The 22,815-nt window shown below is 49.8% G+C and carries 13 protein-coding genes; all 13 read right to left on the minus strand.

The window, feature by feature from the left end:
- Position 1 precedes the first annotated feature (1 nt).
- The 13 genes from AC1XUF_RS13095 to rhaT all read right to left on the minus strand — a co-directional run bounded on the left by AC1XUF_RS13095 (position 2) and on the right by rhaT (position 22,781).
- Complete coding sequence (locus tag AC1XUF_RS13095) at positions 2-3,163, minus strand: PVC-type heme-binding CxxCH protein (RefSeq protein ID WP_483342251.1); 3,162 nt, start codon at positions 3,161-3,163, stop codon at positions 2-4.
- A 99-nt stretch (positions 3,164-3,262) separates the two neighbouring features.
- Positions 3,263-4,339: a glycoside hydrolase family protein gene (locus tag AC1XUF_RS13100; RefSeq protein ID WP_483342252.1), complete on the minus strand. Its 1,077-nt coding sequence runs from the start codon at positions 4,337-4,339 to the stop codon at positions 3,263-3,265.
- A complete protein-coding gene (locus tag AC1XUF_RS13105) occupies positions 4,336-6,111 on the minus strand; it encodes a hypothetical protein (RefSeq protein WP_483342253.1) in 1,776 nt (591 codons plus the stop codon). The genes AC1XUF_RS13100 and AC1XUF_RS13105 overlap by 4 nt, the downstream gene beginning before the upstream one ends.
- Before the next feature lie 58 nt (positions 6,112-6,169).
- Positions 6,170-7,891, minus strand: coding sequence for a hypothetical protein (locus tag AC1XUF_RS13110; RefSeq protein WP_483342254.1), 1,722 nt, complete (start codon positions 7,889-7,891; stop codon positions 6,170-6,172).
- 103 nt (positions 7,892-7,994) lie between these two features.
- Positions 7,995-8,159 (minus strand): hypothetical protein, encoded by a 165-nt coding sequence (locus AC1XUF_RS13115; protein ID WP_483342255.1) that lies wholly within the window; start codon positions 8,157-8,159, stop codon positions 7,995-7,997.
- Positions 8,160-8,165: 6 nt separating this feature from the next.
- The gene (locus AC1XUF_RS13120; protein ID WP_483342256.1) at positions 8,166-9,935 is read right to left on the minus strand and encodes a RagB/SusD family nutrient uptake outer membrane protein; all 1,770 of its coding nucleotides are present in this window, start codon (positions 9,933-9,935) and stop codon (positions 8,166-8,168) included.
- A 17-nt stretch (positions 9,936-9,952) separates the two neighbouring features.
- The gene (locus AC1XUF_RS13125) at positions 9,953-13,075 is read right to left on the minus strand and encodes a SusC/RagA family TonB-linked outer membrane protein (protein WP_483342257.1); all 3,123 of its coding nucleotides are present in this window, start codon (positions 13,073-13,075) and stop codon (positions 9,953-9,955) included.
- A 36-nt stretch (positions 13,076-13,111) separates the two neighbouring features.
- Complete coding sequence (locus AC1XUF_RS13130; protein WP_483342258.1) at positions 13,112-15,004, minus strand: RagB/SusD family nutrient uptake outer membrane protein; 1,893 nt, start codon at positions 15,002-15,004, stop codon at positions 13,112-13,114.
- Positions 15,005-15,022: 18 nt separating this feature from the next.
- A complete protein-coding gene (locus tag AC1XUF_RS13135; RefSeq protein ID WP_483342259.1) occupies positions 15,023-18,535 on the minus strand; it encodes a TonB-dependent receptor in 3,513 nt (1,170 codons plus the stop codon).
- 21 nt (positions 18,536-18,556) lie between these two features.
- Positions 18,557-19,645, minus strand: coding sequence for a FecR family protein (locus AC1XUF_RS13140; protein WP_483342260.1), 1,089 nt, complete (start codon positions 19,643-19,645; stop codon positions 18,557-18,559).
- An 88-nt stretch (positions 19,646-19,733) separates the two neighbouring features.
- Positions 19,734-20,333, minus strand: coding sequence for an RNA polymerase sigma factor (locus AC1XUF_RS13145; RefSeq protein ID WP_483342261.1), 600 nt, complete (start codon positions 20,331-20,333; stop codon positions 19,734-19,736).
- 120 nt (positions 20,334-20,453) lie between these two features.
- Positions 20,454-21,695 (minus strand): DUF6786 family protein, encoded by a 1,242-nt coding sequence (locus AC1XUF_RS13150; RefSeq protein WP_483342262.1) that lies wholly within the window; start codon positions 21,693-21,695, stop codon positions 20,454-20,456.
- A gap of 3 nt (positions 21,696-21,698) precedes the next feature.
- On the minus strand, positions 21,699-22,781 hold the full coding sequence (rhaT, locus tag AC1XUF_RS13155) for an L-rhamnose/proton symporter RhaT (protein WP_483342263.1): 1,083 nt from the start codon (positions 22,779-22,781) through the stop codon (positions 21,699-21,701).
- Between the last annotated feature and the right edge of the window lie 34 nt (positions 22,782-22,815).

Raw genomic sequence — 22,815 nt, forward strand, 5'->3', positions numbered from 1 at the left:
TTTATTTAATGCTCAGCAAGTAATCCAGCAGGGGATAAAAATCCTTTTCAGGGATGATATTTCGAAACTGGTCCGGCATCAAGGTGTATTTCGATGCCCGGTATTCTTTCATGTCATTCTTCACAACCGCAAATTCCTGACCGGTAAGGTCCGCAAAAACCATTGTTTCACCTTCTGTGCGCCGGTAAAGGCCTGTTAAAGTTTTGTCATTCTTCAACGTAATGTTATAAGTCCGGAATGCCTCGGTTATATTCCTGTTAGGGTCAAGAATCTTTTGGGTCAACGCCTTATGCCCCCAGTTTCCGATCCCATCGAGCTGCGGACCCACCATCCCGCCGGCTCCCTGAATGGAATGACAGCCACTGCAATGCTGCACAAAAATCGATTTACCGTAGTCCGTCAGCCCGGAAGCAGGCTTGAAAGCCGCAACCCTGGCATCGATCAGTTTCTGCCTTTCAGCACGTTCGTCGGCACCGCTTGCCAGAAATTTTTCCATCTGCTTTTTCTGATCTGCATTGGAATTGATCGCAAACCGTTCCTGTACCGGAACTTCATTGGCAATATCCGGATTAGCCTCCTCTTCCTTAAATGCATTCAATAGGTAATTGATCCCTTCCTGACTATTGGCTAAAATGGTTGCGATCACGACCTGAAGACTTCTTGCTCCCCCGGCCAACTGCTTTTTCAGGATTTCAAAAACAGAAGGCGACGACGCCTGCTGCATGGATATCGCCAGTTTTTCACGCAAAACAGGACGTTCGGCGGGGTCATTGAAAACGTCCGCGAGTACCGTTACATTTTCTTTCGGATCGATGTTCATCAGCGCCCCGGCCGCCGCGCTCCTGACCCGGTAGTCGAGCCAATCGGCTCTCACAAGCTCACGCAACTTGGGTTCCAGTGATTTGATCCGATAATCACCTGCAATATCTGCCGCCGTGATCCGCTGGTCTGCCTGCAAAGTCGGTGGTTTCGGGCTTTGTCCTGTTTTCATTGGAGGCGGGTTTTTCAGCGTTGAATCCTTTTCCGAGACCGTTGTTAAAAATTGGGCCGATAACTTAGTCCCCCAGGCGATCAGCTTCTGACCGGGGGCAACACCGCTTTGTTTTACGCCAGCCGAAATGGTTTTATATAACGAAAGCTGGATTTCAGGATCGTTCACAAATTTGTTATTGATCAGGTCGATCGCTTTGTCGAGCTGATAAGGAGATACATGCCGGCCAATGTATTCCAGGTTATTGACCAACTGTTTGGAAGGTAAGTCGTGGTTCAAAGTATAATCCAGCACAAATGATGCCGCCGCAGTCGAAGGTACATCGAGCATAACCCTGGTTAGTAGGGCTAGCTGGTTTTCGCTCCATTTCGTGCCTGGCACCTTCCACATCACGCTCTGGTTTTTCAGGTTATTCCGCACGCCCAGCATGGCGGTGTACTTCAGATGACTGTCGCCGGGATCAGCCTTTTCGTAAACATCCATTAAAAAGGCCAGGTTTTCACCCTTTGGAAAATGTCCTAAAACCTCGGCAGCGGTGCGTTGCACAAATGGATCAGTGGACGACAACGCCTGCACAACGACCATCCGATGGTCCTCGGCCAATGATTTCCGCTCCAGTAAAATCCGGAAAGCATGTACCTGAACAATCGGGTTGCTATGTTTGAGCCCCTTGTTCAAAGTTGCATCATCCAATGCATTGAGCCGGTGCAATATCCACAAGCCATGCACATAAGGTGTCTGATCCGAGGCATTAGTAACCAATAAAGCTCTCACAGGATCAATCGCCTTGTCTTTCCAGGTATCCACCAGCCGGTCTGCCACTTTCAATCTTGTGTTCAGCTGGGGATGCTTCAATCCTTCCAATAGCTGATCTATTGTCGCTTTGGACCAGTCGGTAACCTGCATATCCTTATGCGGCTCGGTGCCCTTGTAGGTAATCTTCCAGATCCGCCCACTCACTCTGTCTCGCCCCGGATGGTTCAATGCGACTTCGTAATGCCCGATGATGCGGTTATAAAAATCGGCAATGTACAATGCACCGTCAGGCCCGAGTTTCACGTCCACAGGCCGGAACCACGGATCTCTACTTACCAAAAACGGCTCCTCCTTTTTGGAAGCCGGGGTTGATCCTTTGTAAGTGATTGTATTGCGATCAATGCGGCAGGTTACCACGTCGCCCGTGAAAAAGCTGTTGCGGTATTGCTCGGGAAACTGCGTTCCGGTGTAATAAACCAGTCCTGCCAAAGCGGTCGAACCCAGGTCGTAACTCATCATTTCTGGTGCAAAACCCAATCCTACCGGTGCTTTTTTACCAAAATGCGGATAATCGCCTCCAAAGATCAATTGTGTGATCGGCTTCGTATGGCAATCCACCGAATACAGATAACCTCGCTCGTCGTAAGCATATCCAAATGGATTAACCCGCCCAAAGGTGGTCTGCTCCACGTGGCCTCCATCCATTTTCACGCGGAACGTGTTGCCTGAGGTCATTTTGATGGTATCCCCGTCTGAACCAGCCACATTGGAAACATTGGAAAAACCATGGCATACATGCAGCCAGCCGTCATAACCCCGCATCAGGTTATTGACCATTCCATGCGTGTCTTTATGCCCAAATCCGCCAACGAGCACCTTTTTGCTGTCGGCCTTACCGTCATTATCTGCATCTTTGAAATAATATAAATTCGGGATACTGTATGCGATCGCACCGTCGGAAACAGGCATGATGCCGATCGGGATGTTGAGACTATTGTCAAATTGGGTGAAAACCTCCGCCTTTCCATCACCATTTTTATCTTCCAAAATGGTAATCCGGTCTTTCCCGTCGCCCATTCCAGCGGCAATGGGATACTCAGACGACTGGGTTACCCAGAGGCGGCCTCGGTCATCGAACTCCATGTTGATCGGCTTGGTAATCTCCGGCTCGGAGGCGAAGAGGGTAACTTCAAAACCCGGGGGTAACTGAAAAGCCAATCGCTCCTGCTCGGGCGTCTGGAAGCTGCTGGTGCGGATATGCTCTGCGTAAATGTCGGCATTGGGTGTTGCCTGACTTTGTTTAACTGCTTGCTTGGCCGCCTGGTTTTTGGGGGCGCTGCAGCTTTGGGCATAAAGAAAAAAAATGGCCGTCATGAGCAAGACGCCATTTTTCTTTGGGTTTTTCAATGTGATCATACAGTCCGTAAAGTGACTTTTTATAAGAGGCTTAGGAATTTTGCAATAGATGAAGATTGCATGATATAAAACTTCGGTTGGCGGTTTTATACTGGTTTACTATTTGTCAATTGGCTTTGAAGGGATTTGTAGAGGCAACTCTTTCCAGGCCAGCCCGATGCTGCGGCGCATATGTGAAGTACTGCTGCCTTCGACGGCATCATAAAGCAAAGCGAGCCTCTTCCCCACCCTGATGACCGACGGCATACCAATGGCACCATGTGCCCAATCGGAGTTTTTGGCATCCAGGACAATTGCTTTATTGGCGGCATCCCAGTGGTTGATGTCCTTACTCCAATACACCCAGATCGCATCGGTGTATTCTTCTCTTTTTTCGTTGATCCCGATGTGATTGGTGAATAAAAACCAGGTCTTGGTTTCTTCTTCATAATAAACCGACGAATTCTCGATCTGCTCCGAAAGCGGGAAAAGCGGCTCTGCTTCGATCTTCCAGGAAGCATTCAGGTCTCTGGTGCGGGCGATACCGAGCGTCCTCTGCACTATCTTTCCTTCCTGTGTGGCACCGCTGAAAAACTGGATGTATTCGCCTTTGTGCTTCACAATAAAGCCTGGACTGGATGTGACGGTATAGTAACTGTTTTCCTTCGGCGGCAGCGGCGTCACATTATATTGCTTTGTCCACGGCCCGGCGAGGGACTTGGCCTGCGCTTTCATCGTCAGGTACGGAAATGCGGGAATGCGGTAAGGGGCAGGCGTGGTATTGGGCGTGCCGATATAGAACATGTGCCAGGTATCTTTTTCCTTCACCACCCAGGGCGACGAGGCGCTTTTGTAATCGTTTTGAGTGGAATCCCCCAAAGTCAGGATGGTGCCCTTTTTGGTCCAGCTGATCAGGTTTTTACTTTCTGCCAGGCAGGATATCCATCCGTTTTTACCTGCTCCGTCATAAAAAAGGTAATAAGTATCCCCTTCTTTATTGACCACCGCTTCCCGAGCGCCGTAGGTATCGCAGCTATCGGGCCCATCGCCGTAACGCATCACGATGCCCGTATCTTTGAAGTCCATGCGAATGGAGGCATTGGGGCGGCCATCGATGTAGGCTTGGGTTTGAGCAAAAAGCAGTGCGGGTAAATGCATTGCGATCAAGGTAAACAACAAGGAAAAAATGATTTTCATGGCTTATAGTGATAGTTAAACCTTCCGGCCGGAGCAACATCACCATTGATCCAGAAATCCATGATATCGCCATCGTGCTGCATGTTATCGCTCCATTTGAATTCGAAATCGGGCTCCCCGGTGATGCCCAGCATGGATTTGGGGATTTTTATTTCCAATTTATTTTGATTGACTGAATATTCCACTTCCCCGGCTTTCTGCCAATTCCAGCCGGCATCTGTTTTCTCTACAACTGTCTTTTGGGCTGGGCTAAGGCGGTTTACTACAAAATCGTAACCTTCCCAGCCGGTGTTTTTATCGTTGTCGATATTCATGAAAAGCCGCATCCAGCCCGGATCTCCTTTGGGTGTGAGCGGCGCGGCGGTTTCTACGTAGAAATAAACGTGATCGGCATCCCGCGCGACTTTGGCGAGCACAATGTCGTTTCGGCCGGTATTGTTCTTATAAACCAAGCTCCCCCAGCCTGGACTATCGCGGTGAATGGTATTGCCCTTATGCGCTACGAAACTCGGGGTGACCTTTTCCCAGTCATTCAATTTTCCGTCAATAGAAATGGTAACTGGCGCGGAAACCGGCGCGGGGGCAGGCAGACCTTTAAATTTCCTGATGTTAGCCGCCATCTGATAATAGTAATTGTCGCCGTGGCCGCCTTTCATGGGTTCAATATCGCGACTGCCTTCCTGGTCAAACTCGTCCGGAAATGCATTGGTCTGCTGCTGCCAGGTATCGTAACGGCCAGCGATCCATTCGTTCCAGCCTGTGAGGAAAACGAGCTCGGGGTTCAGTTCCAAGGCCCTGTCCCATTGCTCCTGGAAGTTATAGCCATAGTTAACCGCTCCCCGCTCGGTGATCTGGCCTTTTGCGTTGGTATAACTTCTTCCAAAAGAACCTGTTGCATTCAAAGCCGTCAGCCCAATTGCCTTCGTCCAGTTTTGCGCCACGCCGACGGTTACCTGTTCAAAACCACCATTTTCTGTTTTCTTAAATCCATGCTGCGGGGCAATTTCGAGCCAGCCCCAATGATCCGGTTTTTCAGGGCCTTTATTATAAACCGGCTGACCGGGGCGGAATGTGAAGAATTCACGCATCTCTTTTTCCAGTGCCGGGTTCGCGTCTTTTCCTTTGATTGGTTCGGTAAATTCGGGCGAAGCCATGATGAACGGCTTTCCTTTCCATATAAACCAAAGATCCTTGTATTTGCCGGGTTTATAAAGATCATTGTAAATTTCCCGGATGATTTCCTTCCCGCCATCGGTCGTCCAGAATGGCAGCATAAACGAGATCTGTGGCGTTCTGACGCCGTCTTTTCTTGCTTTGGTAAAAACCTCGCATAGTTTCATGTATGATTCTTTCCAGGTCAGGTTTCCATTGGTACAATCAAAAATGATCATATCCACACCCGCGTCGGCCAGCATCTCGGCATGTTTGCGCAGCAGCCATTCGTCGGTATCCACATAATATCCAAACAAAGGCTCTGCCCAGAACCACGGACTATTGCGTTTCGGCCAGATCGGGTTCCTAAAATCATGGATTGCTTTTGGGTCGCGCGCCAGGTACTCGGTCACATTCAAGGCAGGATTATTTTGGGCTTGCTGCGTATGCCAGGTCCAGTAGAACAGCGCTACGAATTTGTCCTTTTTGAGATCGCCTACCTGACTGTGGTCGGGCAGCTTCCGGCCGACCGCGTCCGTGGCAGTGGTGCTGGACGAATAGTTTTGGGCCAGGAGGGCTGGGGAAAAGAATGCTATTATGGCAGTAATGATGAATTTCATTTCTGGGTTAGGATTTAGATTGGTTTGTCATAAAGTAATTGTCACGCTGAGCGAACCATCACTGACTCACAACAAAATTAAACCTCCCTCCCGGAGCCGCATCGCCATTGACATACCAATCCAAAGGATTACCTTCTTCCTGCATATTGTCGGACCATTTAAATTCCAGGCTGAGCGGGGTTTTGAGGTTTGTGATAAAGGATTTGGGGATGGTGATCATCATTTGATTGCCGGTCACTGCATAAGTTACTTTTTTCACATCGTGCCAGTTGCCTGCTTTGTATTGCTGCAGGGTATTGCCGCCCACTACGCGGTAATCATATCCTTTCCAGCCGGTTGCAGGTTTAGCGTCGCTATCCAGGTATAGCCGCATCCAGTTATCGCCGGAATTGGGGGTGATTTCTGATTTGGTCTTTGCATAGAAATAGAGATTCTTAGCATCACGGGCCACTTTCATCTGGTCAAAATCATTGCGCCCCGTTTTGTTGACATACACAGTTGCCGGGTCGGTTTGTGCGCCGGGATGGTTGCGTGCTTCGGTATCTCCGGTGTAATCTTTGTAAACCGGACCCACGTCTCCCCAATCCTGGAAGTTTCTGATGGTCTTGCTGGCAGATAGGTTTGGGTTTGCCTCCAGTCCTTTGTATCTCCGGATGTTTGCCACCAATTGCATATAGTAATTGTCTTTCAAGCCCGCCGTCAGCGAAGGTTCTATATCACGACTGTACTCGGGACTGGCCTGGTCGCAAAACCAGGAATGCTCCGGGTTGCCGTCGTGGCTTGGGAACTTGCCCGCGATCCATTCATTCCAGCCCGTTACATATACAAACGGGGTATTCTGTGTGAGGGCGAAATCCCACTGTTCCTGCATGTTATAGCCATAAAAGATGTCCTTTTTAGGATCTCCGGGCGAACCTTTGCGATAGCTTCTCCCCCAATTGTCCTTATTACCGTAAAAAGCCGAACCGCCCATACCGGCAGTGGGATTAGGGTGCTGCGCAATGGAAACGTTGATGATCTCTCCTTCGCCTTTGCTGTTGAAATGTACTTTCTGTGGCCGGGTGAACGATATCCACGGCCAGCCATTGACTTTCTGTCCCTCGGTTGGCCATTGCGATTCTCGGAAAGTAAAAAAGGATTTGTAATTGGAGCCTTCCGCTTCCTTGCTGAGCCCGATGATCAGAGGCTTGCCGTCGAGTTCATACCAGCATTCCGGGTGACGGTAGGGCGCGCCTTCTTTGTAGAACATATCATAAGCCTCCTGCATCGTTTCGCCGGATTGGGTATTGGTATAAAAAACAATCTTCGGTGCTTTCCTTCCCTGCGCCCGCACGGCGTCCATGGCTTTCATGAGCACGTCGGCCTGCTTGGGATAAGTAAGCCGGTTGGTGGCGTCGATCACAAGAAAATCCACGCCCGCATCGGTCAGGAGCTGTATGCTGCGCAGGTGCACCCAGTAATCGTCGGCTTTGTAATAACCATAGATCGGCTGACCCCAATAGTACATACCCAGGTTTTTAGGGTCGCCGCCCCACTCCGGATTGTCGAAATCTTCGAGTACTTCGGGATGTCCGGAGACGATTTCATTGAGATCCCAATGCTTCGCCGGTGCCACATCATGCCAGAGAAAATAGAACATACCCACCTGGCGGTTTGCCTTCGGGTTGCCGACGACATTGTTTTGAGGCAGGGTGCGACCGAGGTCGTCGGTTCCGGCAAGGGGCTGGGCGATAAGGCGCGCGCCGACCAGCATGATCAAGGTTAAGGTTCGTTTTATCATCGTTTTTTAATCTGCCGGATTGAAATCCGACGTTACTAAATCGGTCGCTGCTCTGCAGCTTTTGCCAGTGCCGGAGGTACGACGCATTTTCAAGCCCGGGATTTCAATCCCGGGCTACGCCGTCATCATTGTCATCATTGCCGTCGCTGTCATCACCATCGCCATCACCGCCGTCATTGTCATCGCCGTCATCGCCTGCCACGGGATTGAAATCCGGGGCTATGGATATCGGTCGCTGCTCTGCAGCTTTTGCCAGTGCCGGAGGCACGACGCATTAATCCAGCCACCCAGGATTCTGCCAATCTGCACCCGACAATCCGATCACTTTATCCACTTCGGCCTGATCGATCGGGTACATCAGGTATTTATCTGAAAAAGCATTGCGGTTCACGAATTTAAAGCGTTTATAGACAAAATTGGCGCCGCTTTTGGTGATCCGCATGCCGGTCACGAAGCGGTCGGTCTGGTCAAGGATTTTCCAGCGGCGGACGTCGAAGAAGCGGTGCTCTTCGAACGCGAATTCGATGCGACGCTCGTTTCTGTATTTGGTTTCAAAGGCAGCCTTGGTCATTCCGGCCGGGAAGCCAGGCATACCTGCTCTCGCACGCACCACGTTCACGGCCGCACGGGCTGTCATAGACTGCGAGCCCACCGGTACCACCGCATCCGGGCCTGCAGACTGATAAGCCGATTCAGCAAAATTCATATACAACTCGGCCAGCCTGAAAAGCCGGATCGCCCCATCCGCATCATTGTTCTGCCCCGATCTGAAATTGTTGAATTTGCGCAGATAATAGCCCGTTCGGGTGTGTTTGCGGTTGATGTCGGAAATCTCTTCAGCGCCACCGACAAATGTTTCTACCTTGGTGCCGGTCGGTTGATCCAGGTTTCTCACGGCCCCGTTGTAATAGATAGAAGCGTAAAATCTTGGGTCGCGGCCCGCATAAGGATCGGTTTCCTTGTAACCCGACGCTGTATTGACGATTGGCGTGGTGCGGCTCTCGTCCGAATAGCCGGTGATGGGTGCCTGGCCATTGGCCATTTCGTAGCTGTCTACCAGCTCCTGCGTGGGGCATGGTCCAGTCCTTTCCATACCAGGGTTGGTCGGCATGCCTGCATACCGCCAAACCTGCATGGGATCTCCGGCATGGTAGATGGTCTCTTTGTCCGTAGCGCGCTGATCGTTGGAACTGGTGAAAAAATACAGTGCGTAGGAATTCTGTGCGATGTTCGCGGCTGGTTTTACATCAAAAAGGCTGTATCCGTTTGCCAGGCACTGGCCCAATGCCTCTGCATTGACGGCTGTCGCTTTTTCCCAGGTATAAGTTCCGTCGCTCCACAATGGGCTTGCGGCATAAGTTACGGCCTGCGACTTGATTGCATAGGCAACAGCACGTGTCATGATGCCGTATTGATTATCGAAAATATCCCAGGGCAAACCGTCGCGGGTAGCGGGATAGGACAATGCTTTGTCACAATCGGCCAGGATGAAGGTGACTACCTCCGAAAACGATGCTCTCTTATCTTGCGAAAAATCGTGATCGATCGCCAATGGCTTGTCAAAAATCGGTACGCCTCCGTAGCGTTTGATCAGCTGCAAATAGTAAAGCGCTCTTAAAGTATACGCCTGCGCGGTCCAGGAGGCTTTTTCGCCTTCGCTGGCATAGACCGTGGCGGTTTTGATATTCTCAATAAAAACATTGCATTTGCGGATGCCTTCGTACAAAGTACCCCATGGACTGCCGTCCGCAGAATTGGCCTTGTAAGTAAGCGAAGTCACATTGCCGCCATACCAGACGATGTAGCGCGAACCCGGCGTGATATCGTCCGCGTCCTGGGCTTCATCGGTGAAAGAAGCGCGGTCCATATAAGGCTTGGGCACTTTGCCGTAGCAGGAATTGAGGTAACCACGCGTCCGGTTATAGTCACTGAAAACCTGGTCCATGGTAATGCGGCCGTCGGAAGGCAGGTCGAGCTTGTCGTTGCAGGAAAGCAACACACCCGAAACAGCCAATGCCACAAGAATTATTTTATATTTTTTCATTTCAAAAAAGGCTTTGTTTAGAAAGTCACACTGATACCCGCATTGAAAACCCGGTACACCGGAAACGCCGCATAACCACCGCCCTCAGGGCCGAAATCTTTGGATTTCATCTTATCCCAGGTGATCAGGTTCTGTCCGCTGACCAGTATCCTGATCTTTTCGGCAAGGATAACCCGGGCTAGTCCTGCCGGTAATGTGTAGCCGATCTCAACGTTTTTCAGACGCAGATAAGAGCGGTTATCAACATAGTAGTCGCTGGGTTCGTGATTGACCGACTTACCCAGTGAAAGCGCAGGAGAAGTAATTTCAGCCCCGCTGGCAAAGCGATCGGCTGTCCAGGCGTTGCGGTGAAGCGACCCAAAAACACCATCATAAGAAGTTTCCCAGATCCCGATTCCGCTCGTATCCAATGTTGAGTAGTTGCCAACTCCCTGGAAGAGGATACTCAGGTCAAAATTCTTGTATTTCAAACCTCCTGAAACCGCATAAGTCACGCTGGGCAGCATGCCTGTTCCTATAGGCGCTTTGTCGCGTTCGTCTATTTTACTGTCGCCGTTCAAATCGCGGTACTTGAGATCGCCCAATCGCGGCGTTCCAAAACCATAGGTCAAATTGCTCTGTGCAATTTCAGGCTGGGAATTAAAAAAGCCGTTTCCATTGCTGTAATCGACGAGGTACCCGAATTTTTGACCAAATGAATAACCTTCCTCCCATTTGCGATAGACATAATCCTCGGTTTTCTGTGCTTCGTTTCGGTTGATGATCTTGTTTTTGGCATAGCTCAGGTAGCCGCCGCCGTAGACGAGCAGGTCTTTGCTCAATGCTTTGGAATAATTAAGATTGATATCCACGCCTTTGTTTTCAAAACTTCCGGAATTCAGTCTGGGATAATTCACCAGCGGAATACCCTGATAAAGCGGGATGGTCGAAAGGGCGCTGACGATCATGTTGTTCATCCGTTCTTTGAAAACATCCACCGACAAAGTCCATGCATTGAACAGCCCCAGGTCAATCCCATAGTTCTGCTTTTTTGAAACCTCTGCCTGAATATTCGGATTACCCACCTGGCCTTCCACCACATTGTACTGCAGTGAACCAATCGGGCCTCCGCCAGTGACGGTCACGTTGTCGAGGTAGGCATATCTTGCCAAACCGCTCTGATCGTTTGCCGTTTTACCGTAAGAGGCCCTGATTTTCAGGTTGGTGAGTAGACTGTTATTCTTCAAAAAAGCTTCGTTGGACAAAACCCAGGCTGCCGAAATGGCTGGTGTAGCCGTGTACCTGCTGCTTCGCGCATATTGTTCAGACCCGGAATAGCCCATATCCAGCTTGATCAGATAACGGTTGTCGAACCCATAGTTAATTTCCACACCCGAGCTCACCCTGTTGTAAGGCAGCATCCGCGCCGAATCGTTTTCGGCTTTAGTCAGGTTTTGATAAAACATATAAGCCATTGCCCCGACGTGATGCCTGCCAAAATCACGTTTGTAATTCGCGGCGACATTGTAGGTCAGGTGGTAATAGTACGAGTGCGATTTGGAGTAAGCCAGCGGCGTATCATTCTGTGCGCCCTTTTTGATAAAACTGGCAGTGCCGCTGGAATCAACCGTTTGCACATACCGCTCGTAATCCTGCCTGGTCGCCAGACTGCCCACCGAATTGGTCTGGTATGCCAGCACGCCTGTCAGGTTCAGTCCTTTTGTGAGGAAGCCCATGTCCAGATCGAGACCGAACTGGGAAGTAATATTGGTAACTGTATGACGGATGTAGCCCGTGCGGTTGAGCATTCCGTAAGTCGGGGATTCCACTCTTTCGGTTGTAATCACTTTTCCGCCGGGGTCCAGCACTTCGCCTGAGGCATCGACGACAGGCTGCGTAACCGGGCCGAATGTGGTTGGCGGTATCTGGAAAATGCTTTTATATACATCTGCATTGCTTACGCCGGGCGTGCGTTCCCTTTTGACATTACCGCTCAGCCGCACAAATGCTTTGAGGTAACGGTTCAACACCATATCGATATTCGACCGGTAGTTGACCCAGATATTGTTTGCATTGGGATTGTAACGCTCCTGATCGGTTTTGAACTGACCGCCCTGGTGCATGAAATTGATATTGGAGAAAAACTGGACCTTATCATTCCCGCCCGTCACGTTGACGCTCGCCCGCTGCATGGTCGCAAAATCCTTCATAAAGCGATTGTACCAGTTATTGTTAGGATAGGTTTTAAGATCCTGTCCGGAGCGGTAACCGCCAATTTGTTGCTGGCTAAAAAGATAATTGGGGCCTAACCCATCATTCAATGCCGCCTGGTTTCTCATTTCCGCATACTCAGCAGAATTGTAGAATGTCGGCTTGGTAGTTACCTGCTGCACCGACTCGTCAAAACGGGTTTTGATTTGCAGAGGTCCTTTTTTACCCCTTTTTGTCGTGATAACCAACAATCCGTTCGCTCCCTGGATCCCGTAAAGAGCCTGTGTCGAGGCATCTTTCAAAATCGTGATGGATTCGATTTCATTGGCGGTAATGTAATCCAGCGTCTGGTTACTGTTATAGGAATTGATGATCCCGTCGATCATGACCAGCGGGCCGGCATCGCGGGCAGCGGAAAGGCCTCTTACATATAGGTTGGTGGTTGTCCGCGACAATTCCGAGTAGGTCTCCTGGGTGATCACGCCACCTAGCCTTCCAGCCAATGTCTGCGTCAGATTGGCGACGGGCGATTTTTCCAATTCTTCTCCTTTGACGGTCGTGACGGCACCGGAAATTTCGCTGCGCAGTTGAGAAGTATAACCCAATTGAACGATCTCGTCGTTCTTATGCGCATCCCATTTGAGCTTCACTGCCAGTTCCTGCTTATCGGTAACCTGGATTTTCTGGTTGGCGTACCCGTACATTGAGAAAATAATCGCATTGCTGCCGTCGTCGATACTCATCGAAAATTCACCTCTGCTATTGGTCGAAGTTCCGTTTCTGCCGTTTTCGGATTGGATCGCTACGCCTGCCAGGGGCTTGCCAGATTCGTCCAGTACAATGCCATTGATAGTCTCCGCCATGTCCTGTGCGGCTGTCGGGCCGGCCAAAACATAAAGCAGCAGCAATGCAAGCAGCGGCCTCATGTTCAGTTTTATAAATTGTATCATATAAATGATTGTCTAAATCGTTGAAATCTGAATGGATTACCAGCCTTTATTCTGCCAATCGGCGCCCGTGATGGAGCGCAGCCTGTTGGCCTCATTCAGCGGGATTGGTACCCAAAGAAATTTGTTGGTGTAATTCTTTCTTTCGGTAGCCCGCACGTTCCTGCGGGTATAGGAAAATGTGCCGTTTGCATTGCGCGTAATTTGCATTGCGGTGATCCAGCGGTCGGTTTTCGAAAGGTCGTCGGTCGGCAAAGCCCATCGTCTGAGATCGAAGTAGCGGTTTTCTTCCATCGCCAGCTCCACCCTGCGTTCCGCCCGAATCCTTTTGACGAGGTCCGCTTTGGCGAGGGAAGCTGGTAAACCTGGCATTCCGGCGCGTGTGCGGATTTCGTTCACAGCCTTTGCGGCTTCTACCAACTGACCCGCTTCCGCGGCGGCTTCGGCATAATTCAGGATGATTTCCCCCAGCCTGAAAAGTTTCCAGTTGGCACCCGCAATCGGGTTATCGCCGCCGGAATTGGGGTGCAGGAATTTTCTTTCAAAATAGCCTGTCCGCGTTGCACGGCGGGTGGTTGGATGGATACCGGTCTGCGGCTCGCCGTTGTAAGTAGCAATGATCCGCACGCGGTTGCCAATTGGTGCGGGATAGTTTTCAACAGATTCCGGAGCTTCGGCGAAATTCCACATGGCCTTTCTTTTAGACCCATTGTAATAAATGGAGGCATAAAAACGCGGGTCACGATTGGCATATGGATTATTGGGATCGTAGAGTTTATTGGCTGTGTTATAATTGGGCTGTAAATGCTGATCGTCCAGGTAAGGTTTATCAAGGTTCAGGATCGGTTCGCCGTCGGTCGTTTCGTAAGCATCCACCAGCTCCTGCGAAGGACAGGTTCCCGACTTATACCCATCCTGGGCGCCAATACCATCAATATTCCAGATGTTACCTTGGTTTTCGCGACTTTGAAAAATGGTTTCCCTGTCTACCGGACTGGCCGAGTAGTTCATCGTTTGGGTAAAATATTCATTGTAGATCGCCGTCTTTTCATTTTTATTCGGGCCTAAAAATGCGGTTTCCGCGAGATAAGTCTGGGGCAAATTCACTTTGTTGTAAAGCTCATAACCATTGGTTCTCAGGTTTTCCAGGGATATTTTATTGATCTGATAAGCCTCCTGCCAGATGTCTTTCCCGCCGTTATTCTGCGGACTGGCTGCAAACAGGATCATTTTGGATTTGATCGCCTCGGCCAATCCTTTGTGGACACGGCCCGCTTCTCCGCTGGTTGTGATCCTCCAGGGCAGCTCATTGGTCCCCAGTGCCACATCGCAATCCTCCATGATAAATTTGACCACATCATAATAGCTGGCCTTTTCAACCGAAGAAAAGTCGTCCGAAAATTCGTACAGCTCACGCTCAATCGGCAATACCGCGCCAAACCATTTCAGCAGTTCGGAGTAATAGTAAGCCCTCAACAGATGCGCCTCAGCCTTCCAGCGGGCACGGTCGGCCGGATTTTTGACCGTCGCCTTGTCAATACGGGTGATAAAAAGCGTGCAATTGCGGATGGCAGTCCAATACCTGGCCCAATAGTCGCCATTGCCGGCATCCGCGCTGATATTGGTGATCGGGTGGCTTCCGGCAGACGCATCCCCATTGTACATCCGTCCCGACATGATCCACGATTCTGCCTCCGCATCAGTGTCCCAGGCCTCGTCGCTCCAATCCACCGGCCCACGGCTCCAGAAGAAATACCGGGTGCCTTTTACCGGAATGTTGGCATAGCAGCTGTTCAGAAAAGCGCCAACTTTGTCATTGTCCGCGAAAATTTCGTCCATCGAAAGCTTGCCGTCCGGTGCCATATCCAGCACATTTTTGCAGGATGTGACCGCAAAAACGGAGAGCAGCAGCGTAAAAAGTATATGTTTCATTTGCATGATTTTCAGATTTTAGAAATTGATGTTCACGCCCAAATTGAGCATTTTGGTAACCGGATAGCCCAGCGGATCATCGTTTTCGGGATCCAGGTGGCCCATTTTCAGGTGTGCCCAGGTAAAGAAATTCTGCGCGCTGGCGTACACCCTCAGTTTGCTGATACCCAATGCTTTCAGCGAACCTTTTGGCAAAGTATATCCCAAGACAATGTTTTTCAGCCTCGTGAACGACCGGTTCATGATGAAGAAATCATTGGCCGTGTGATTGGTCGTGCTATGGGTGCTGAGCGCCGGATAAGTGATCTTTTCACCTGCCGCATATCTTTCCGGTGTCCAGGCTGTTTTGTGGTAATCAAAATAAGTACCCCGGATAATGTATTCATAAACTCCCTGCTGCGAGTAATTGCTGGTGTATTTGCCAACGCCCTGGAAGAAAGTCGTAAAGTCGAAAGCTTTGTATTGGAATGTCAGCGAGAGACCATAATTCACTCTCGGGATATTGGAATAACCAATCGGAGCCTGGTCCTTGTCATCGACCACCCCGTCGTTGTTCAGGTCCACATATTTGAAATCACCTACGCGCGGTTCGCCAAATCCGTATTTCGTTTTGGATAAATAGGTATCCAGTTCTTCCTTGGAGTTGAAATAGCCGTTCCCATTGCTGTAATCGATCTTATAACCCCACGACTGGTTCAGCGAAAATCCTGCGGAACGGTAGCGGTACGCATAACTTTCGTCCCGTATCGATTCGTCCATAAACTTCACTGTATTGTGGTTGTAGCCGTAATTCCCGGAAACCATGATCGTGAAATCTTTGGAAAAAGCTTTGTTGTAGGTTAATTCAATCTCGTAGCCTTTGTTATCCACCAATCCCATATTCACTTTTGGAATGTTGCCCAGTGGAACTCCCTGGAATTCCGGCACGGTACCTCTGGAAATCAGGATGTTGCTTCGGTGTTCTATGTAATAATCAAAGGAAAGGCTCAGGTCGCGGAGCAGTTGGAAGTCCAGCCCATAATTCTGCTTTTTGGCCACTTCCCACGTCAGGTTTGGATTTCCCAGCAGTCCCTGATTGATCGTCTGTCCCAATCCGAGGCTAGGCAGCGGTCCGGATCCCGACATGGTGATGTTGCTTTGGTACAGAAAGCGTGGGCTGGTTTCCCTGGAGGCGCCCAGGATATCATTACCGACCTTACCATAAGAGGCCCTGAATTTCAAATTGGTAATAATCCGGCTGTTCTTCAGAAAGGATTCATTGCTCACCACCCAGCCTACCGAAAACGCGGGAAAAAAGCCAAACCGTTTGTTGGGTGCAAATTGCTCCGAACCATTGTAACCCATATTGACCTCGGCCAGGTACCGGCTGTCGTAACCATACGTAGCCCTCGCAGCCACACCCAATACATTGTAAGGAATCTCGCCCGCAGGTGTTTCCCAGGTATCGCGCTGCGCCAGGATCATTCCGCCCACATCGTGCTTTCCGCCAAAGATGCGCTGGTAATTCAGCGAGCCCTGCATGTTGATATTATATCTTGAATCGGCCCCTTTTTCCAGCTTCAGCAAACTCTCATCCGACCTTTTCACCGCGTAAGTCAGCACGTCGGTCGTCGGATTTACCTCTGCCAGATAAAGCCTTTCCGATTTATTGCCCTGCATGGCGGTAGTAGCCTTAGCGTCATAGGAGATCATTCCTTTGATGCTCAAACCTTTGGTGACCGTATTGCTCAGGTCCCAATCCAGTCCGAAAGAAGCGTTGAGATTGGACCGGACTTCATTGCGATAACCAAACCGGTTCATGATCTCAAATGCCGAGCGATCCATATAACCGGGGTCAACGATCTGTCCCGGCGCTACGCCAAAACCGTCAATCGTAGTCGGCCCAGGTGTGATGGGCAAAATGGTTTGTGCCTGGTAAAGCAAATCGCGCATCATCCAGTTGGTATCGTTGCCGTACAGCCAGGCAGCCGGCATGTTCACCTGCTCGATGTAGCTACCGATGTTCAGAAATGCTTTTAACGAGTTGGTCACCTTATAATCCAGGTTAGCACGGAAACTGTAACGGTCCATTTTGGAGGAAGGATCGTAACCGAGAACCGATTTGGGTTCCACATTGAGGTTGCCCCCCTGGTGCAGGTATGCACCGTTTACGAAATAGGAAACCTTATCGGTACCGCCGCTCACATTCATATTCACGCGCGTTTGCGGCGCATAGCGGGAGATATACTCGCGATAATAATCGTGATCGGGATACATGTATTTTCTGACCATCGCTTTTCTGGCGTAGTCGGGGTCATTGGGGTCCAGGCCAGCGAGCGGGTTGGCGTATTTGTCCATTTGTTCCTGCGTAAAGGGCAGCGGCGTGATGCCGTCATTCTTGGAAGCTTCATTGCGCAAAGCCATGTATTCCAATGAATGCAGGCGTTCAGGCTCCCTCGTGAAAGACGAAAAGCTTTGTTCGGAATTGATTGTCAACTGGGTTTTTCCGGCAGTACCTCTTTTGGTCGTGATCAGGATGACGCCGTTTGCGCCGCGCACCCCGAAAACCGCCGTCGCCGAGGCATCTTTCAAAACCGAAACCGAGGCTACTTCATTGGCGTCCAGCGTGCGGATGTTGTCCCTCGGAACCCCATCAATAAGGATCAGAGGGCTTTTTCCGTTCGTCGTAGCCGCGCCACGCAGGTACATCGTGGCATCGTCCCTACCCGGCTGCCCCCCGCCCGACTGTATTGAAGTCAGGCCGGGAAGGCGTCCGGACAAGGAGTTGGCCAAGCTTGCTGATGAACTCTGCTGTAAAACCTCCGAGGTCACCGAAGATACCGCCCCGGTAACCGATACTTTCTTCTGTTCGCCGAACCCGACGATCACCACTTCGTCCAATGCTTTTTCGTCTACTTTGAGCGTCACATCGAGCGTAGTGGCCGAACCGATCGGTATTTTCTGGCTAATATATCCTACAAAACTGAAAATCAACGTGGTACCATTTTCCGGCACAATCAGATGATAGTTTCCGTCGATGTTTGTGGACGTCCCCTGCGTGGTACCTTTCACCACCACACTTACGCCGGGAATTCCTACGCCTTTGTCGTCCGATACCTTCCCCGTCATCTCCTTATCGGCGGCCGGCTTCAATTCCAGGGTTTCTGTTTGCTGGGAAGTCTTTTTCTCGGCTGCCTTTTTCAAAAGGATGGTCCTTTTCGACACTTTATATTCAATTCCGAGTGGATTCAACAATGTCTCGAGCACGGTATCCAGCCGCTGGTTCTGGCTTTCGAGGCTTACCTTGCGCTCGGCATGGATCACTTCGGCGCTGTAGATGAACCGCACTTTGGTTTGTCCTTCGATTTTTTCGAGCACTTTTTCCATATCCATATCACTAACTGTTATGGTTATACGTTGACTCAAAATCTCCTGCGCCCGCAGGTCGTATGCCACGGAGATCTGCATAAAAAGTAAGAAGAGCAGGCATTGGGTCAGGGTGATTTTCATAAGCTGAGACAAGATCTCTTTTGCATGTCGATGTCTTTTCATAGGTTTTTGGTTTAGTTGTCTTTATTCGCAACCCGGCGACGTGACCAGGATCACCCCGTTTCTGGTTTCGTATTTCGCATTCACGACGGTGCAGATCATATCCAGCTTTTCCGAAACCGGCTCGTCGCCCAGCCGGGCAGTGATGGTACATTTGGCAATCGCCGATTTGTCGAAGCGGATATCCAGTCCGTAGGTTTTTTCCAGGGCGACAAATACCTCGGCCAGCGGGGTTCTCCTGAATTCAAAATCCTGGCTCTCCACGGGCAAGTCAAGCAATACGGGCTGTTTTACGGCTCTGGTCACCATTTTCAGGCTTTTCCTATTGAATGTCACTTGTTCATTGGGTTTCAGAATAACCTTTTTAGATTCCTGAGCGGCACTTTTCTTGTCGGGATCATTTGCGGAAACTTCTACAATCCCGGTCTTCACCACCAGGTTTACCTCTTCGTCTCCCTCATTGGCGCGGATACTGAAACTGGTACCTTTCACTTTGGTGACCATGGTACCGGTGTAGACGAAAAACGGCTGGCCGGGGTTTTTAACTACTTCAAAAAAAGCTTCGCCGGTAAGGCTAACCTCCCTTTTATCTTTATCAAACTGAGCCGGATAAGCAATACGGGCGTTTTTCTTCAAAATCACTGAGCTCCCGTCGGGTAAATTGACTAGCTTAATGCTGCCTGATCCGTTGCTCATTTCAATCATTTGCCGCTTTTCGTCCTGCTTTGTATGAGCTGACGAACCGTACTGAAATCCCGCAGAGAAATTTTTGCCTTTATAAAAAACCATGGCAAAGCCTGTGATAAGCAGGAGCATCGCAGCAATCCGAAGCCAGTTACCGTTCCATCGCGGCATCGTCCGGCGTTGCGCTCCGTCAGGTATGGCATCCAGGATTTCAGCCACGCGTGATTTCACTTCGGTCTCCGAAATCAGGTCCAGCTCACCCCTTATCGACAACAACAGTTCTTTAGCCTGTTCGATAGGAGCGGCTTGACCCGGATTTTCGTGGAGGAATTCCTTCCAGAAATCGTCGGCTTCACCATGATAGACCCACCGCTGAAACTTCAAATCTTCGAGCCAGTCTTTGGTCCCAAAGTTTCTATAATTATTCATGGATTTTATTAAATTATTTGCTTCGATACGATGAGTATCTCGTCAGCAAATAGTACCCATGAACATTTGAATATTTTTTTAGTTTTTTCTAATACCACGAAATGTCTACCAGCAACAGCATTGAAATAGCAGCGTGCTGTAAATATTCGCGTAATTTCTGGATACCATATTGCAGGTAATTGGCAACTGCCTGTCGCTGCAAACCCATCACAGACGCGATCTCGTCGTAGGACAGATTTTCGTAGTATTTCAGATAAAGGGCTTCTTTTTGTCTTTTGGGGAGCGATTCGATGGCGCGTTTCAGTGTGCTTGTGGTAAGCTGGTCGGTTTCGTTGACGATCCAGTCCGATTCAGGAGATATGTCGTCAAAGGGATCATTGTCCCTCATTTCTGAAAAAACCGACTGCCGTTTGATACGGCGAATCAGGTTGTTCCTCAGGGATTGGAACAGGTAAGGCTTGATGGCGGCAATGCAGGAGAGTGATTCGCGTTTTTCCCAGATTTCAAGAAAGAGGTCCTGCAGGCAGTCTTTGATCATATCCCGATCTGCCGTAAAGCGGGTACCATAATGATAAAGCGCGGCATAGTTGTGCTCCGTAATTTCTCCGAAGGCGTTTTTATCACCCTTGCAGAACTGCAGCCAGCGGGTAATCAGATCAGTTTGGGGTAAACGTTCTGAATGCTTCACGGAATTAAAGAGTGCTATCGTTGATCATCTATTCCACTTCAATACATCCAATTAAATCTTGCAATCGGAATGTAAAGATCAACGATGCCCCTTCCTCAACTATCCTGCGCTATCATGCTTTCATTTAAAAATTCCCCCGATATGGTCTATGTTCACGCCTAGCACCTTTTGGGCGATCTGGTTCAGGGATGCTTGATCTCCCTCGAAATGGTAGGTACGCTGGGTATGTACCAGCTTTTCGTTTTGCTTTAAAAGTTTTGCCGGCGAATTGGATTCCAGCTCATAAAAAGGCCCCATTTGTGAACCGTCTTCCAGCGGCCCGTCGTTGTAAGCATTCAAAGCATCGCCTTTAAATGGCTCCTTATGCAGCTCCCAGGTCGATTTGAGGTATTCTCCTTTGGGCTCCAGGTCGTACTGGATGATCGTCAGGATGTTTCTGGCGGCATCGTAACTTCCGGCTACCGTCTTCGCCGATAACGGGGCAAGACCGATTTTGCTGCGGTATTTTCCATCTGCTTTGAGATAAACCGCGCTGTCCTTTACCGCGAGGCGATCTTTTGGAATACTTCCGAAATAATTGTCCGTCAGATGGGGCTTATCCGAATTTGCTCTGGAAAATGGCGCGATGATGGTGGTTTCCGCACCGGGGGTGAACATACCCAATAGCCAGATCCCGACCGCCCCGGATTCCCTTTTCCAGTCCTCGCCGTTATTGGTAATTGCGTTTTCTGAAACATAACCATTGGCCGAGACTTTTTCAGACAGAGGAACAGACAGCAGATCTTCCATTTCTTTTTTGGTCAACATGGAAACCCTGCGATCGATCGTGAAAGTCAATGCTGTTCCCGAATGATTTTCCAGCGTCGCTTTTTTCTGGAACGTAACCGATCCCGAATCGGAAGAAATCACCTGAAAAGGCTCTGAATCAATCAGCGCCGGTGTTTGCCAGTTTTCGAAGTCAAACTTCGCGCCTTTTTTAAAATAAACAGAAAACTGTCCCCCTTCCGGAGAGAGCCAGAAACGCTCCTCGCCGCCAAATGCATTGATATGCGGCAGCAGCTTCCCGCTTTCGATTAGTTTGTAGTTGATCCAGCCGTAACTGTTGCCGCTCTCCCCGGTAGCAGTGCTGGTCATGACCCGGCCCTGGTAATCGGGGATGATGATCGCCTGGGAGCTGTTGTTGTCCGGAGAACTCAGGACAATTACTTCTTTATGCTTCCTCAAAAAAGCAAGATCGTAGCCAAAAGTGCCTGCGGAAACGGCTGTTGTATCTTTCACGTTATGCTGTTCGCTTTTATGACCGTTCTGGCAGCCGGAAGCCGCCAGACAAATGATGAAAATGAATGGATAAAGCCTTTTCATGACTTACTCTTTCAGATAGTTACCATATCCCACAATGAGTACCGAAAGGATGATCACGAGAATTGCTGAGACGATCGTCGTAAACGTTTTTTTCGAGACACCCTTCCACTCGTTCAGGATCAATCCCCATGAGTTGGCAATGATGATGATAAATGCCATGTGGAGGATCCAGGAGCTGGCACCGTTCCCCAGCTTGCTTTCGCCCATGCCATAAAAGAAGAACTGTAAAAACCAGGTTGTCCCGGCCAATGCGGAGAAAATATAGTTTTTCAGCAGCGGCGTTTCCGAATTGGTGTAATCGCCAAAGGTTTTATTTCTTGTATTCAAAATCATGCACCAAATGAAATTGGTTGTTAAGCCACCAAGCAGAATTACGACGTACGTCACGTTGTTTTGGAACAGAAACTCTCCCTGGCCGGGATTTGCGGCTTTCCATATTTCGTTGGCTTCCTCGGCCATTACTTTTCCTGCATCGATACCGAAAGCAAAACAGGCGCTCAGCACGCCTGAAATGACGGATACAAGCAGGCCCAAACCTATTTTGAACTCCGTTTTATCGTCGGCAACAAAACCGCTTTTCCGGCGGTCGGCGTCTTTCATTGTACCGGCCTTCCCGCAAAGAACGATACCGATCACGCAGACCAGCAAGCCAAAAAGCACGGTTTGCCCCCAGGTATTTGTGAAAAGATCGGAAATGGTATCCTTTCCTGGTTTTGGATTGAACTGATAGAAAATGGACGGGATCAACGAGCCCAGCACAGAGCTGAGTCCAAGAATAATGGAGCTGCCGAGGGAAACGCCCAGATACCGGACGCCGAGGCCATAAGTAAGCCCGCCGATGCCCCACAACACGCCAAAGAAATAGGTCAGGAAGAGAATACCTCCGTTGGTATGTGCAATGATTTCGGTGTAACCCGGAATGGTCAGATATGCGGCGAGCGGCGGAACGATGAACCAGGAAAACAGACCGCCGACGATCCAGTACGACTCCCACGCCCAGCCCCGGACGCGCTTGTAAGGAATATAAAAACTGCCGGAAGCAAAACCTCCGATAAAATGGAAAATGACGCCAAGAAGAGCCTGCATGGATTTAGGATTTTAAGAGAGAAAGAAAAATAGC

The sequence above is a fragment of the Dyadobacter sp. HNCC25DJ185 genome (assembly GCF_056895195.1).

Bases quoted from the DNA above. Each gene is read 5' to 3' on its own strand.
- AC1XUF_RS13095 (WP_483342251.1), bottom strand. From the start codon at position 3,163: ATGATCACATTGAAAAACCCAAAGAAAAATGGCGTCTTGCTCATGACG.
- AC1XUF_RS13100 (WP_483342252.1), bottom strand. From the start codon at position 4,339: ATGAAAATCATTTTTTCCTTGTTGTTTACCTTGATCGCAATGCATTTA.
- AC1XUF_RS13105 (WP_483342253.1), bottom strand. From the start codon at position 6,111: ATGAAATTCATCATTACTGCCATAATAGCATTCTTTTCCCCAGCCCTC.
- AC1XUF_RS13110 (WP_483342254.1), bottom strand. From the start codon at position 7,891: ATGATAAAACGAACCTTAACCTTGATCATGCTGGTCGGCGCGCGCCTT.
- AC1XUF_RS13120 (WP_483342256.1), bottom strand. From the start codon at position 9,935: ATGAAAAAATATAAAATAATTCTTGTGGCATTGGCTGTTTCGGGTGTG.
- AC1XUF_RS13125 (WP_483342257.1), bottom strand. From the start codon at position 13,075: ATGATACAATTTATAAAACTGAACATGAGGCCGCTGCTTGCATTGCTG.
- AC1XUF_RS13130 (WP_483342258.1), bottom strand. From the start codon at position 15,004: ATGAAACATATACTTTTTACGCTGCTGCTCTCCGTTTTTGCGGTCACA.
- AC1XUF_RS13135 (WP_483342259.1), bottom strand. From the start codon at position 18,535: ATGAAAAGACATCGACATGCAAAAGAGATCTTGTCTCAGCTTATGAAA.
- AC1XUF_RS13140 (WP_483342260.1), bottom strand. From the start codon at position 19,645: ATGAATAATTATAGAAACTTTGGGACCAAAGACTGGCTCGAAGATTTG.
- AC1XUF_RS13150 (WP_483342262.1), bottom strand. From the start codon at position 21,695: ATGAAAAGGCTTTATCCATTCATTTTCATCATTTGTCTGGCGGCTTCC.
- rhaT (WP_483342263.1), bottom strand. From the start codon at position 22,781: ATGCAGGCTCTTCTTGGCGTCATTTTCCATTTTATCGGAGGTTTTGCT.